Here is a 14,699-nt window from a genome sequence, read left to right as displayed (position 1 = left end):
AGGTTGAGGGGTGAAACGCAGCCGCTATGACGCGGGATCGGCACTTGCATCGAAACCTGGCGCGCGCCCGAAGTCCTCGCGCGTGAATGGCCGGTCGCGGAACAGATAGCCGTAATAGAACGTCCGCAGCGCACGGTGATAGGCGCGGATGCGATCCTGATACGCCAGTTGCGCACGCAGGTCGGTGGCTGCCAGGCGCGTCAGCGCGGCCTGCAGCGCCACCGGCGGCAAGACGCTGGCCACGCGCTGCGCCAGCGCTTCGCGGCGCTGCAGGCCCTGGCGATACGCCGCGACCTGCGGCGCCACCTGCTGATCGCCGTTTTCGTGGAAGGCGAAATACCACTTGTAGTGGAACGCGCCGGTCAGCGGCGCCGAATCGGCCCACTGCGGGTGCTGCGCGTAGAAGGCCCGCATGGTGTCCTGGCGTGGAATGTCCCAGGCATGGTTGACCGCCTCGCGCTGCAGCCGCGCGATCTCGCTGCCTTGATTGACCGGCACCGCCTGGTTGATCGCCACATGCGCCAACGCCGGCGCCACCAGCGCCAGCACCACCCAGCAGGTCGCCAGGGCGGTGGCATGCGCGGCCGGGCGCCAATGGATGCGCCCGACCAGCACCGACAGCAGCACCCAGAACAGCAGATAGGCGCAGGTCAGTGCCAGCACCGCGAGTTGTTGCAGCAGCGGCACCGCATTGACACTTGCCGCGATCACAAACGGCACGCTCAGGCAGGCCAATACCGCAGCTGCACGCACCACCACGCGCCGCACCAGCAACGCCGTGCTCGCACCCGGCAGCGCCGCCAGCATGCGCGCGCGTCCGGCCTCGCGCTCACCCGAGCGCAGATCGAACAGCAGTGCGATCACGAACAAGGGCAGCAGGAACACCAGCACGAAGGCGTAGTCGAAGCGCCCGGCCAGTGCCAGCTCCGGGTTGTAGCTGTCGCCATCGTGGATCTGCGCTTCCAGGCCCAGCGCGCGCACACGCAGGATGTAGGGCGAGACATCGCGCATGCCCACCGCGGCAAATGCCAGTGGCGTGGGCAGGTCCCAGGTCGGGTGGAAGCTGTAGTAGGCCGCGCTGCCCGCGTCGTTGGAGCGCGCCACATAATCCTGCACCGCCGCGATATCTTCCTGTTGCAGCGCCGCGATGCGCGCGATGTTGGCGCGCTGCGCGGCGATGACATGCTGGCCGGAGAGCAGGCTGCACACGGTCAGCACCGCCAGCAACAGCAAGCCGGCCAGCACGGCGCGTGCGCGCAGCAACAGCAGCAGTTCGTATTTCCACAGCAGCATCAGCGCGCCACTCCCACACGCCGGCCCGCGGCGACCAGCAGGCACAGCGCAGCCAGCAGCCAGGCAGCGACCAGGCCGAGCGCGGCGCCGGCGGCCCGCAGCACCTCTGTCGTGGCCGGCGGCTGGAATGCGAACACCGGAATCTGCTGCCAATGCGCGGAGGAGATGCGCTTGCGTTGGTCGGCGCCGGCATCCTGCGCGGTGTCGTCGGCCATGCTCACCGCATCGGCCTGCAGCTGGTTGAGCTGCTGCACCAGCGTGTAGCGGTAACGCTCGGCCTGGGCGAGAAACCGCTCGTGCGCACGCAGGTCGGTTTCCGCCAGCGTCATCGACAACGTGCGCAGTGCAACCGTGGGGCTCAGCAAGGCGAACGTGCGCACCAGCAGATTCTGTTGCTGCTGGATGGCCGAATCGCGCGCGGCATAGCGCTCGAACAGGCCCGATGTCAGCCGCTCGCCTTCCAGCGCTAGCAGGCCCTTGTAGTTCACCGGCAGCTCTTCCACCCGCTGCACGCCATAGCGCGCCAGCGTCTGCTGCTTGAACTGCGCAAAGTGCGGGTCATCCGGGTTGTGGCTGTCGCCGAGGGTGCGCAGGTCGCGCTGGATCGCCACATCGGTTTCCAGCCGCGTCGGCAGGCGATATGCCGCACTGGCCACATCCGGCGCCAGGCGCGGCACCAGCAGGGCCAGCCACACCCACACCGCCAGCGACACCAGCAGCGCATCGCGGCCGCGCCGGCACAGCATCGACACCGACAGCACCAGCGCGCACCACACCAGCAGATACACCGCATACGCCAGTACCAGCAGTGCGACCCGCAGCGCCTGGCCCGGCAACAACGCAACCGGCACCAGCCCGACCAGGGCCGGCAATAAACAGGCCGCCGCCACCGCGGCAAGCGCCAGATATTTGCCGCCGAACAATTGCCGGCGCGTGGCACCTTGCAACAACAGCGCACGCAAGTTGCCGGTCTCCTGCTCGCGCGCCACCGCGCCATAGCCCAGGAACACCAGCAGCAGCGGCGCCAGCACCTGCAACACGAACGCAGGCGTCAGTTGTCCGAAGCGCACCAGCAACGAACTCTGGCGCACATCGCCGAAGTTGGCGGTGTTCTGGCGGTGGCCTTCCAGGAACATGCTGTTGCCGGTGAACGCGTCCACGCCGGCATCGAACGCAGCCAATGCAGGCAGCGGGCGATAGATGAAATGGCCGTAATGCACCACCCGATGGGGGTGGCGGTCCGGCTGCGCCTCGAAGGCCTGCTGTGCGGCCAGTTGCTGGCGCGCGCGGAACGCGGCCACCTCGCGCTGATGGTGCGCAGCGGTCAATGCCGCCACCAGCGTGAGCAGCATCAGCAGCACCACACCGATGGCGGCGGAACGATTGCGCGCCATGTAACGCAGTTCTTCGCGCGCGACCAACAGCACCGCACTCATGCAGCCTGATCCTGGTTGCGCGTAAAGCGCGCATGCAAGGTGCGCACGTCGAAGCCGCTGTCGCCGGCACCGATGTCCCCGGCGATGCGCCCGTGTTCCAGGAATCCGATCCGGTCGGCCACCTCCACTGCGCCGAGCAGGTCGTGGGTCACCATCAGCACCGCGCCGCCACGCTCGCGCACGCTGCCGACCAGCCGGTTGAAGTCGGCGATGGCGCGCGGGTCCAGGCCGGAGGTGGGCTCGTCCAGCAGCAGCACCGGCACCCGGCGCAACGTGGCCACCGCGATCGCCACCTTCTGGCGCATGCCCTTGGAAAACCCCGCCAGCCGCTGGCGCCAGGCCTCGTCCTGCAGACCGGCAGCGGCCAGCGCCTGGCCGATCTCGGCCTGGCTGCGGCGCTGGCCGGCCAGCGCCAGCAGGTAGTCGGCATTTTCCAGCGCGCTCAGGTGCTCGTAGAGCGCGACGTTTTCCGGCAGATAGGCCAGCCGCGTACGCGCGGCGCCGGGGTCGGCGACCGGGTCGATGCCATCGATGCGCAGGCTGCCGGCGCTGGGTTTGACGAAACCGAGCAGGCTGGAAAGCGTGGAGGACTTGCCGGCGCCATTGCCGCCCAGCAAGGCGTAGACGCTGCCGGAGGCGACCTGCAGATCCAGCCCCTGCAGCACGGCGCGGCCACGATAGGCCACATGGAGGTTGCTGATCGAGATCGCGGGAGCGGCGTGGGGACTGGAAGGCATGGCAAGGCAGCAGTTCGACGAAATGATACGTTATCACATTGCGATTGAGGCCTGGAATGCGCCGTCATCGCGAGACGACAGCTGCCCGATGCCGCCGCGACCGTCAAAGCAAGCGCCGCCGGTCAAATGTTACTGTATTACGCAACCGCCCCCGGTGCGTGCAGGTGTTCGGCAGTCCCTGCGACGCGCGTCTGCACCTGGAGAGACCCACCACCCAGGCACGCAGGCAGCTGGAACCGCGATGCGGCACGGCGCTCTTCAAGCGCCGCCGCCGTGCCGGCGCAGCCATGCAGGATCAGCACGCCTTGCCACGTCTTCTCCCTCAATCGAGATCCCGTACGTCCCACATGACTTCCGATACGCGCCCCTTTGCTCCGCACGCTTCGTCCCTTCCCGCACGCGCCCGCGACAACACCATGGCCGAGACCACGACCACGGCCGGCGGCGCCACGCGTGCCGCTGCCGGCCTGCTCGCCGCAACCCTGTTCACCGCCGCGCAGGTGGGTGCGCAGTCCATCGACACCAGCGCGCCACTCCCGCCGGTGCGCGCTTGGCATGGGGCCAGCGAGGCGTTGATCGCCCCGCCGGACGATCCGTGGAGCACGCCGGCGGAGCGCAGCGATTTCGCCAGCACGCCCAGTTACGACGAAACGCGCGCCTGGCTGGAACGCCTGGTCGCCGCCTCGCCGCTGCTGTCGTTGGAGGTCTTCGGCAAGAGCAGCGAGGGCCGCGACCTGCTGCTGGTACGCGCGCACAAGGGCGCCCCCGGCAAGCCGGTGGTGCTGGCGCAGGCCGGCATCCACGCCGGCGAGATCGATGGCAAGGATGCCGGCCTGATGTTGCTGCGCGATATCGCCCAACGCGGCAAGGACACCTTGCTCGACCAGGTGGATCTGGTGTTCGTGCCCATCCTCAATCCCGATGGCCACGAGCAACGCGGCCCGCTGATCGGCGCGGCCTTGCGCGGCCCGCAACAGATGGGCTGGAACACCACCACGCGTGGCATCAATCTCAACCGCGACTACCTCAACCTGGAAGCGCCGGAAACACGCGCGATGGTCGCGCTGCTGCACACCCTCGACCCGGTGCTGTACATCGACCTGCATGTCAGCGGCGGGCTGGATCATCAGTACGACATCACCTTCACCTTTGCCGGCTGGGGCACCTACGCACGCTCGCGTGCCACCGCCGACTGGCTGCAACAACGCTTTACGCCGGCGGTGAACACCGCGCTGCGCAGCCAGGGCCATGCACCTGCGATCTATCCCAGCCTCATCGACGAAGACGCGCCGCGCTCGGGCCTGCGTTACTCGCCGGAAGGGCCGCGCTATTCCACCGGGTATGGCGACTTCGCCGGCATCCCCACCGTGCTGGTGGAGAACCACCGCCTGAAGTCGTACCGGCAGCGCGTGCTGGGCGACTATGTGCTGCTGGAAGCAGCAGTGCGCGTGGTTGGCCGCGATGCAAGAAAGATCGCTGCGGCCAAGCGCGCCGATCGCGCCGCCCGCCCGCAGGAGCTGATGGTCGCCTGGGAACGCCTGCCACAGCCGATCGCCCAGGTGCCCTTCCAGGGCGTGACCTATACCCGCGCGTTCTCGCCGGTGACCGGCCGGCAGGAACTGCGCTGGGAAGGCCGCGACGAAACCTGGACCATGCCGGTGATCGGCTATCGCCAGACCCAGGCCGTAGGCTATCCGCTGGCCTGGTGGATCCCGCCCGGCAACGACGATGTGGTCGCACTGCTGCAGGCGCATGGCATCGCCTACGAACGCCTGCAACAGCCGCGCCAGCTCAGGGTGCAGCAGATCCGCGTGGTGAACCAGGCCGGTGCCCGGACAGCGCAGACCGACGCGGCGGACGAAGCCTTCCCCGCCGGCAGCGTCCGCGTGCCCGCCGATCAACCGATGCGCATGCTGGCGGCCGCGTTGCTGGAGCCGGCCAGCAGCGACTCGCTGCTGGCCAGCGGACGCTTTCGCAATGCCGGCAGCCCCGACAGCGGCTTGTACGGCACCGAGCTGGTGGATTTCACCGAGCGCGTGCTGCACAACGACGCCGCCCTGCGCGCCGCGTTCGAACGCAAGCTCGCAGACGATGCCGCCTTCCGCGCCGATGGCGATGCGCGGCTGCAATGGATCTATGCGCGCTCGCCGTACGCGGCGATCACCGGGTGGCGTTATCCGGTGCGGCGTCAGCTGGCAGAATGAAAATGTCGCATGCCGGTTGCAGACGGGGCGGCAGTAACCGTTTCCAGTCGCGCGTCAGCCGTTATCTGGCGACGCGTGCACGTAGCCGAACAGACTTTCGAAAGCGGCAACGCACCCGCGCCAAGTAACTGGCGCGTTTGCCCGAAGTAACTCAACAACGCCACGCCTGGCCTGCCAGTGCGTGGCGTTTTTTTTGCACGCGCACGCGCTGCAAAGGTGGCAAATGCCGGTTTCTGCCGTCTAAAACGCGCTGTGGCTGGTGTCACTTACTGGGTTCCACCGACGCGGACGATTATGTCCGTAGATAGTCACACCCGCTGTTTCAAACACGCCAATCAATTGCCGCGATAGAGCAAAACTATCGCCCGTTTTTTTTACGCGCGTTGGATTCTTAACCGGCCAATCCCGATTGTAAAAATCCTGCTAAAGCAACGATGCAGACGGCCGCTACCGCATTCCAGGGCGTCACGGCGCCCATCTCCGTTTTTGCCCGCGCGCCATCGATGGTGCTGCGTCCATCACCCACCCAGCCGAGATTTCAATGAAATTGACCGTCAAGCTTCTCAGTGGCGCCATCGCCCTGGCATCGTCGACCTGCGCCTACGCGCAGCAGGACGCGATGTTTTCCTTCAGCGGCTTCGGCACGCTGGGTGTGGTGCATTCGACCGAGGACCAGGCCGACTTCACGCCCGACATCCAGACCGTGGAAGGTGCCGGTGCCAGTCACTCCACCTCGGCACGCCCGGACTCGCGCATTGCCGGCCAGGTCAACGCCAACTTCACCGAGAAGTTCACCGGCGTGCTGCAGGTGACCAGCGAATACGCCGAGCGTGCCGATTACACGCCGAAGGTCACCCTGGCCCACGTGAAGTATCAGTTCGGCCCGCAGTTCGCCGCGCGCCTGGGGCGCATCACCGCGCCGCTGTACATGCTGTCCGAATACCAGCGCGTCGGCTACGCCACGCCGTGGGTGCGTCCGCCGTACGAGGTCTACAACTATCTGCTGCCGATGGACGGCGTGGAAGGCGTCTACACCATCAACGCCGGGCAGAGCGTGGTCAGCGTGCAGGGCTTCTATGGCCGCATCGACTCCAAGAAGGCCGACGTGGACGCGCTGCGCGGTCTGGCCATCGGCCTGGAATCGGGCGCATCCACCTTCCGTGCCGGCTACATCGTCGGCACCAGCACCTTCGACACACCGTCGCTGGATCGCCTGTTCTCGGCCTATCAGCGCATCAATCCCGCGCTGGCCGATCGCCTGACCACCTATGGCGTGGACGGCAGCTTTGCCAGCGTGGGTTATGCCTACGATCCGGGCAACTGGTTCCTGCGCAGCGAAGTGATCCGCGCCGATTACTCGCCTTCGCTCAACGGCAAGACCACCTCCGGCTATCTCAGTGTCGGCGGGCGCTTCGGCACGCTGACGCCATCGATCACCTATGCCAACGTCGATCGCAAGGGCCCGAGCATCGCGCCCGGCCAGGATCCGGTCGGCGTGATGACGCGCGCACTGGCGCAAGCCGAGAGCGGCCGTCACAGCTTCACCGCCGCGTTGCGTTGGGATGCGCGTGAGAGCGTTGCGTTCAAGCTGCAGGCCAGCCACATCAACAACAACGCGGGTTCGTTCGGATCGTTGAACAACATCCAGCCGGGCTTCCGTCCGGGCGGCAGCTACAACCTGCTGTCGGCCTCCGTCGACTTCGTGTTCTAAGAGAGCCCCCATGACCATTTCCAAGTGTTTTGCAGTCTCGCTGCTTGCCGCGTTGTCGCTGACCGCGTTCTGCGCCAATGCCGATGTCGTGGTGGTGATGGCGGCCAAGGGCGGCCCGGACAGCCTCAGCGCCGCGCAGGTGTCGCAGATCTTCCTGGCCAAATCCAGCAGCCTGCCCGGTGGCGGCGCAGCGGTGCCGATCGACCAGGAAGAAGGCGTGGCCACCCGCGATGAGTTCTACAAGAAAGTCGCTTCGCGCGATTCGGCGCAGCTGAAGTCGTACTGGTCGCAGCTGATGTTCACCGGCAAGGCGCAGCGCCCCAAGCGTGTCAGCGGCGACGACGCGGTCAAGAAGGCCGTCGCCGCCACGCCGGGCGCCATCGGCTACATCAGTGCCAGCGCAGTCGACCCGAGCGTCAAGGTCGTCCTGAAGCCGTGACCCGCCACCTGCTCGAGACTCACGTCATGAGACGCATCCTGTCGCTACCGTTGTTCTGGAAAATCCTGATGCCGGCCGCGGTGGCGATCCTTTGCCTATCGAGCTATGTGGCCTTCAGTACGCTGGTGTTCCACCGCAACAACGACCGCCTGGAAGCGGTACGCGACGTGCATTTCCCGCTGCTCGATGCCATGACACGCAACGTGGCTGCGCTGGACAAGCTCATCAACGGGCTCAACGGCGCCGCTGCCGCCGGCGATGCCGACATGTTGGCGGCCACCAAGCCGGTGGCCGAAGAGATCCACGCTTCCTACGTGAAACTGCAGAAGGCCGATCCGGCCAATGCCAGGGAGCTTGCCCGGCTGGGCAAGCAGTTCGACGACTACTACGGCCTGGCCCAGGGCGTGGCCGCCGCGTTCGTGGAGCAGCGCGAACCCGACGCGGCGCAGATGAGCGCCATGGCGCCGGCACTGGAGACCTATCGCACCACCCTGACCGCCATGCAGAAGCGCGCCGATGCGCGCTTCCGCGGCACCGTGCAGGAAGCGGTGGACAGCTCGGTGGCGGCAAGCATCGGCGGGCTGGTGCTGGGTGTGGTCGGTGCGGTGCTGTGCATCGCCTTCGGCTGGATCGTGGCACGCGCCATCACCCAACCACTGAACCGTGCGGTGGGCATTGCGCACGCGGTGTCCTCGGGCAAGCTGGACAACAGCATCTCGATCGACCGCAACGACGAGGTCGGCCAGCTGCTGCAGGCGATGGACAGCATGCAGCGCCAGCTGCGTCGGGTGATCCAGGCGCAGACCGAGATGGGCGACAGGCACGAGGCCGGCATGGTCAGTCACCGCATCGCCGAGCAGGAATTCCCCGGCGAATTCGGCAGCATGGTGCGTGCCAGCAATGCGCTGGTGTCCAGCCATATCGCGGTGACGATGCAGATCGTTGCATTGACCGAACGCTATGCCGCCGGCGACCTGTCGCAGCAGCTGGAGCCGTTGCCGGGCGAGAAGGCGGTGATCAGTCAATCGATCAACGATGTGCGGGCCAGCCTGCTGTCGATCAACGGCGAGATCAAGCGGCTGGCATCGGCCGCAGCCGCGGGCGACTTCAGCGCACGTGGCGACGAGACCGCGTTCGAGCATGACTTCCGCCAGATCGTGGTGGACCTCAATCACCTGATGGGCAGCTCGGACAAGAGCCTGGGTGCGGTGTCGCAGGTGTTGCAGGCGATTGCCGGCGGCGACCTGACCACGCGCATGCACGGCGACTTTGCCGGCGTGTTTGCGCGCATGCGCGACGATGCCAACACCACGGTGGACCGCCTGACCGACATCGTCGGGCGCATCCAGCACTCCTCGTCCGAGATCGATACCGCTGCCGGCGAAATCGCCGCCGGCAATCAGGACCTGTCGCGGCGTACCGAACAGCAGGCAGCCAGTCTGGAAGAGACCGCCGCCTCGATGGAGGAGCTCACCTCCACCGTCAGGCAGAACGCCGAACATGCGCTGCAGGCCAACGAGCTGGCACGCAGTGCGGCCAGTGTGGCCTCCAAGGGCGGCGAGGTGGTCAGCCAGGTGGTCGGCACCATGTCGGGCATCGAAACCTCATCGAAGAAGATCGCCGAGATCATTTCCGTCATCGATGGCATCGCCTTCCAGACCAATATCCTGGCCCTGAACGCGGCCGTGGAAGCGGCGCGTGCCGGCGAACAGGGCCGTGGCTTTGCGGTGGTGGCCTCGGAAGTGCGCACGCTCGCCCAGCGCTCGTCCGCTGCAGCCAGGGAGATCAAGGAGCTGATCGACGCCTCGGTGGGCAAGGTGGCCGAAGGCTCGGTGCTGGTGCACAAGGCCGGCACCACCATGACCGAGATCGTCGCCAGCGTGAACCGGGTCACCGACATCATGGGCCAGATCACCGCCGCCTCCAGCGAGCAATCGGCCGGTATCGAACAGGTCAACCAGACGGTGATCCAGATGGACGAAACCACCCAGCAGAATGCAGCGCTGGTGGAAGAGGCCATGGCAGCGGCCCGGGCGATGGAGAAGCAGTCCAGCACCCTGACCCAGTTGGTCTCGCTGTTCCAGCTGGAGCCTGCCGGCGCGCAGCAGCTGGAACGAGACGCCGCATAGGCGATCGACCGGATCGTCCCGCGATGTCCCCGACGCCCCTCTTCTGCATGGACTGCAGAAGGGGGGTTCCTGTATTCCCAGGCGGCAGACACGGGGGTGATCCGGCGTCGTTTCACGTAGCGCCATGCGCATGGCGCACCGAGGACGATCGGTGCGGTGTCCCGACGTCGCTCCCGGCGTGCTCCACCTGCCAGCCAGCGCTGGCTTACCCGACCTGGACATGCGGGGTTGTCCGACACCCGCGACCGCGCTTTGCCGATGGCCCAACGGCGCGCCATCGCGAAAGCCCGGTCCGGAAGGCGCGTCTGCGCACTCTATGCATACCCCTGTGCTTATCGCCTGCCGGGTCATATGCCGAACAATGCGCAAAACAGATCACAGTTCTGCGGAAAAAAGTGGCGCGACCGCACAGTCCTCACGGCTACGTCACCACCAAGCAACATTTGCGTGCGATAGCTGTCGCGCTCGCTGAACACCGAGCCAACTGTCCCCCATCCAGCGCGCGTTCCGCTGAGCGTCGATCTGCCCCCCGGCAGCCGGCGGTGGCCTCGTGCGTCCGATTGATTTCCAGGAGATTCACACCCATGCGCTTCCGGACTTTCTTCGCCGTCCTGCTCTTCACCGCTGCCAGTGCCAGCGCAAACGCCCAGGTCGTCACCCTCAACAAGGGGGGCTATACCTTGCGCTACGACTGCACCAACCACACCGCGTTGCGCTATGAGTACGTCCTGCAGGCCGATACCGGTTCGGCGGCGCGTCCGTCCAGCTTCAATCTGGATACCGAACTGCCCAGCGGCTGCGCCGGCCAGACCTCCACGGCCTCCTACGCCAGCGTGCGCACCGGCTACGATCGCGGCCACCTGGTGACCTCCAACCACATGGACTACAACGCGACCTACATCCGTCGCGCCAACCTGATGTCCAACATAGTGCCGCAGGTGGCCAGCTTCAATCAGGGCATTTGGGTGCGCGCGGAAAACGTGGCCGAGTGTTATCGCGACATCGCCAGCGTGCAGGTCTACGGCGGAGTGATCTACAGCGACACCACCAACGATTACTTCCTGAGCAGCCACGGCATCCGCACCCCGGATTTCTTCTGGAAGACGATCATCACCGCCAACCCCGGCGGCGGCACCCGCGCGATCAGCTGGCTGATTCCCAACAGCGCCAACCTCGGTTCGCTGGACAGCTACATCGTCAGCATCGACGAACTGGAAGACCTCTACGGCGCCAGCACCATCGGCATCACCGCACCGGCCGACGTCAAGGCCATGCTGCCCGCCACCACCTGGCCGCAGCCGAGCAATTGCGACCTGGGCTGAGCGCGGGCTGCGCGCGTCTCTCGCCGCGTCGATCAACAGCGGCTGACGCCATGTTGCGAGCAATCGTCAGGTGGGTGCGGACGGCGCGCCCGGAACCGGAGTGTCCGCATGGCCCTTGCCGATGCCGGGCACCGGCCGTGCCCGCCTGGCGCTGAGCGCAGCAGCCTGGCCAGCCGCGCTCCATCGCGGGGCGTGTGATCCAGCAGACAAGGTCCGGGATTCCCGGGCCTTGTCGTTGCAGGCAGCGCCACGCATGGCCCGCCGCAACGCGCACTCAGGCATCGGACGCGGCAAGCGCCGCAAACCAGTCCGCGTAGGGCGTGTTCTTGACCAGATGCCGATTGAAGTCCTTTGCGCCATCGCTCCACCACACCGGGCCGCGCTCTCCCAGCGCCGTCTTGGCACGGTCCACCGCCGCACGCGCCGTGGCCAGCCGCCCGGCATCGTCATCGCGCCTGGCCGCCTTGACCGCGCGCCGCGCATCCATCAACGCGCCGACCAGCCCGGCACGCACGTCTTCGCGCAGATGCGGGTTGGCGGTACGCCAGAGCCGGCCACGCACGATCAGATACCGGCCATCGGGCGTGGTGACGGGCGCAGTGGCGGCCGTCATTGCCAACGCACTCGCAAACAACCCCGTGACGTTGGGCAGGCCAAGCCGCGCCTACTCGACCCGCGCAAAGCGGGGACGCGCAACGCCGTCCACCTCGACCTGCGCGACGAACATCGCATACGGCCGCACCCACAGACCGACATCGCTGTCCAACGGGCGGTAGAGCACCAGCGGGGCCAGCGTCTCGCTGCAGCGCACGACGCCGAGCACGTCATAACGGCCGCCCTTGAAGTGGCGGTACTGGCCCAACGCGATGCTGGGTAATGGCGACAGAGAGGTGTCCATGGATGTCACAGGATGGGCAGCCCCCAAGTCTAGGCAGCCCGGTCCGCGACAGCCAGCACATGCCGCGCAACCGGCGGCATGCGGGTGTCACCGATGCACGGCGCGGACAACGCCGCGACGTGCTTACTGGTCGTCGTCCTCTTCGTCCTCTTCGTCTTCATCGCCCAGGTCGCTATCGTCCTCCACCGGGTCCTCGATGCCATCGTCGTCATCGATCTCGCTGTCCTGCGCAGGCCCTTCCTGGATTGGCGCAGTATCCCTGCCCGGCGCCTTGACGCCATTGGGCGGGGTCGGATCGTCCACGCCGCGATTGCCGTTTTCGTCGTTGCTCATGGTCAGCTCCAGCGGTGAAAGACCGCACGGCCACCCTCCTCCCGCCGATGTGACGTGCACGTGTGTCCTGCACGATCGCAGCGCAGCCCATGCCGGCCACGCCTGAGCCGAGCGGGCGCCACCGCATCCGGCCGGTGCCTGTGGCCGTACTGATGAAAACGCCCACGGAGCCACCCGCATGCCGAGCTTGATCCGCAACCTGGAAAACCTGCTCGCCGCCTGGAAAGCCGAGGCCAGCACCTTCGATGCCTGCGACATGCCGGCCTCCGCGCTGGCCTTCCGCGACTGCCACCGTCGCCTGTCCGCGTTGCTGGACGAACATGCGCGCCACACGGCCGCGCCAGTGGTCGAGCGGGCCGCGCACGAGCAGCAGAACTCAGTGCCCCAGCTGCAGGCGCGCGCCATCGCGCCGATGGGTCCCTAGGGTGTCGATCAGCGTGTCGCTGGCCTGATTCACGCCCATCACCTCGACCTCGGCGCCGTGCGCGCGCAGCTTGAACACCACCCGATCCAGCGCCGCCACCGCGCTGATGTCCCAGAAGTGCGCGTGGCTCAGATCGATCAGCACCTTGGGCGGCGTGCCCGGGAAATCGAAGCTGGCCACGAACTGCCCGGCCGATGCAAAGAACACCTGGCCGCGCACCGCATACACGCGCACTCCGTCGTCACGATCGCTGGCCTGCACCTGCAACATGCGCCCGACCTTGCGCGCAAAGAACAACGCCGACAGCAGCACCCCGGCCAGCACGCCGCGGGCCAGATCGTGCGTCCACACCGTGACCACGACGGTGCCCAGCATCACCACCGACGAACTCCCCGGGTGCGTGCGCAGATCGCGTAGCGAGCCCCAGCTGAAGGTGCCGATGCTGACCATGATCATCACCGCCACCAGTGCCGCCATCGGAATCTGGCGCACCCAGGGCGCGCCATACACCACCATCAACAGCAGGACGACGCCGGCCACCAGGCACGACAGGCGCCCGCGTCCGCCCGAGCGCACGTTGATCACCGATTGCCCGATCATCGCGCAGCCGGCCATGCCACCGAAGCACCCGGCCAGCAGGTTCGCCAGTCCCTGGCCTGCGCATTCGCGATTGCGCTGCGACGGGGTGTCGGTGAGGTCTTCGACAATCTGTGCGGTCATCAGCGACTCCAGCAGGCCCACCACGGCCAGCGTCGTCGACACCGGCAGCAGGATGCGGACGCTGTCCCACGTCAGCGGCACGTCCGGCAGCAGGAACACCGGCAGGCTGTCGGGCAGACGGCCCATGTCGCCCACGTTGCGGATGTCGATGTGCCAATACGCGCACACCGCCGTCAGCACCACGATGGCGACCAGCGGCGAGGGAATCGCCGTGGTGAAGCGCGGCAGCAGATAGATGATGGCCAGGCCCGCCGCACACACCGCATGCACCGGCCATGGCATGCCGACCAGCTCCGGCAGCTGCGCCAGGAAGATCAGGATCGCCAACGCATTGACGAAGCCGGTGATCACCGAGCGCGAGACAAAGCGCATCAATGCACCCAGGCGCAATGCCGCCGCGATCAGCTGCAGCACGCCGGCCAGCACGGTGGCCGCCAGCAGATACTGCAGCCCGTGTTCCCTGACCAGGTCCACCATCAACAACGCCATTGCGCCGGTGGCGGCCGAAATCATCCCGGGCCGGCCCCCGGCGATGGAAGTCACCACCGCAATGCAGAACGCTGCGTACAGCCCGACCTTGGGGTCGACACCGGCAATGATCGAAAACGCGATGGCTTCGGGAATCAGCGCAAGCGCGACCACGATGCCGGCGAGCACATCGCCACGCACGTTGCCGAGCCATTGCTGGCGCAACGAGAAAACTCTGGACATTGAAACGCCTCCGCGCACCGGCAAACACACGGCGCGACGACATGAACGTCAAACACCTGGACCTTCGCAGCAACTGCGAGCGCGTGATGCCTTAGGTCAGGGTGGTGTCATGTGTCGGAGGAAATCGCGCTGGACGAAGCTTCATGCTAACGCGCTGATGTCGGTGTGCACAACCGATGGCGCGCTGCTGCGCATGCACATCGAGCAGTCGAAGCCGGGCAACGCTGCCGATGCCGGAGCACCACCAACCAGGCCGCTGGAAGATGCGTGCTGGTATCGCATGGTGCCGCTGGCGCGGGGCAAGCTGCATGCGTCGCGGGCGCAGGGCATTGCCGGAGACGC

13 protein-coding genes and 1 other RNA gene are annotated in these 14,699 nt (G+C 66.8%); 6 read left to right on the top strand and 8 right to left on the bottom strand.

Annotated elements, in window-relative coordinates; all coding sequences use genetic code 11:
* Window positions 1-24: 24 nt before the first annotated feature.
* Genes EO139_RS19325 through EO139_RS19315 form a run of 3 tightly spaced genes read right to left on the bottom strand, consistent with a single transcriptional unit; the run spans window position 25 to window position 3,466 of the window.
* A complete protein-coding gene (locus EO139_RS19325; protein WP_126972030.1) occupies window positions 25-1,293 on the bottom strand; it encodes a DUF3526 domain-containing protein in 1,269 nt (422 codons plus the stop codon).
* A complete protein-coding gene (locus EO139_RS19320; RefSeq protein WP_126972028.1) occupies window positions 1,293-2,729 on the bottom strand; it encodes a DUF3526 domain-containing protein in 1,437 nt (478 codons plus the stop codon). The genes EO139_RS19325 and EO139_RS19320 overlap by 1 nt, the downstream gene beginning before the upstream one ends.
* Entirely contained in the window at window positions 2,726-3,466 is a 741-nt protein-coding gene (locus tag EO139_RS19315) for an ABC transporter ATP-binding protein (RefSeq protein WP_126972026.1), read from the bottom strand. Before EO139_RS19315 ends, EO139_RS19320 begins: the two co-directional genes overlap by 4 nt.
* A gap of 416 nt (window positions 3,467-3,882) precedes the next feature.
* On the opposite strand from EO139_RS19315, the gene EO139_RS19310 reads away from it, so the two are divergent.
* From EO139_RS19310 to EO139_RS19290, 5 genes are all read left to right on the top strand, one after another.
* The gene (locus EO139_RS19310) at window positions 3,883-5,670 is read left to right on the top strand and encodes a M14 family metallopeptidase (RefSeq protein WP_241235984.1); all 1,788 of its coding nucleotides are present in this window, start codon (window positions 3,883-3,885) and stop codon (window positions 5,668-5,670) included.
* 541 nt (window positions 5,671-6,211) lie between these two features.
* Window positions 6,212-7,381 (top strand): hypothetical protein, encoded by a 1,170-nt coding sequence (locus tag EO139_RS19305; protein ID WP_104583172.1) that lies wholly within the window; start codon window positions 6,212-6,214, stop codon window positions 7,379-7,381.
* A 10-nt stretch (window positions 7,382-7,391) separates the two neighbouring features.
* Window positions 7,392-7,820, top strand: a complete 429-nt coding sequence (locus EO139_RS19300) for a substrate-binding domain-containing protein (RefSeq protein ID WP_104583171.1) — start codon at window positions 7,392-7,394, stop codon at window positions 7,818-7,820.
* The gene (locus EO139_RS19295) at window positions 7,817-9,949 is read left to right on the top strand and encodes a methyl-accepting chemotaxis protein (protein ID WP_104583170.1); all 2,133 of its coding nucleotides are present in this window, start codon (window positions 7,817-7,819) and stop codon (window positions 9,947-9,949) included. Before EO139_RS19300 ends, EO139_RS19295 begins: the two co-directional genes overlap by 4 nt.
* Window positions 9,950-10,533: 584 nt before the next feature.
* Entirely contained in the window at window positions 10,534-11,271 is a 738-nt protein-coding gene (locus EO139_RS19290) for a DNA/RNA non-specific endonuclease (RefSeq protein WP_104650158.1), read from the top strand.
* Between the two features lie 40 nt (window positions 11,272-11,311).
* Here the strand turns inward: EO139_RS19290 and EO139_RS19285 are convergent.
* The 4 genes from EO139_RS19285 to EO139_RS19270 all read right to left on the bottom strand — a co-directional run bounded on the left by EO139_RS19285 (window position 11,312) and on the right by EO139_RS19270 (window position 12,502).
* A non-coding RNA gene (locus EO139_RS19285) (sX9 sRNA) lies at window positions 11,312-11,388 on the bottom strand.
* 157 nt (window positions 11,389-11,545) lie between these two features.
* A complete protein-coding gene (locus tag EO139_RS19280) occupies window positions 11,546-11,884 on the bottom strand; it encodes a hypothetical protein (protein ID WP_126972023.1) in 339 nt (112 codons plus the stop codon).
* 51 nt (window positions 11,885-11,935) lie between these two features.
* Window positions 11,936-12,169 (bottom strand): DUF1653 domain-containing protein, encoded by a 234-nt coding sequence (locus EO139_RS19275; protein WP_104650156.1) that lies wholly within the window; start codon window positions 12,167-12,169, stop codon window positions 11,936-11,938.
* 123 nt (window positions 12,170-12,292) lie between these two features.
* Window positions 12,293-12,502 carry a hypothetical protein gene (locus EO139_RS19270; RefSeq protein ID WP_119128246.1) on the bottom strand — a complete coding sequence of 70 codons (210 nt, stop codon included), beginning with the start codon at window positions 12,500-12,502 and terminating at the stop codon, window positions 12,293-12,295.
* Window positions 12,503-12,680: 178 nt separating this feature from the next.
* On the opposite strand from EO139_RS19270, the gene EO139_RS19265 reads away from it, so the two are divergent.
* Window positions 12,681-12,926, top strand: coding sequence for a hypothetical protein (locus tag EO139_RS19265; protein ID WP_126972021.1), 246 nt, complete (start codon window positions 12,681-12,683; stop codon window positions 12,924-12,926).
* On the opposite strand, the gene EO139_RS19260 is transcribed toward EO139_RS19265, so the two are convergent.
* Entirely contained in the window at window positions 12,879-14,357 is a 1,479-nt protein-coding gene (locus EO139_RS19260) for a SulP family inorganic anion transporter (protein WP_241235983.1), read from the bottom strand. The genes EO139_RS19265 and EO139_RS19260 overlap by 48 nt on opposite strands.
* Window positions 14,358-14,699 lie beyond the last annotated feature (342 nt).

The organism is Xanthomonas sp. BRIP62411 (assembly GCF_003993525.1).
GTDB classification, from domain to species: domain Bacteria; phylum Pseudomonadota; class Gammaproteobacteria; order Xanthomonadales; family Xanthomonadaceae; genus Xanthomonas; species Xanthomonas euroxanthea.
The sequence above is the reverse complement of the archived record's forward strand: the minus strand, read 5'-3'. Positions and strand labels throughout refer to the sequence as shown.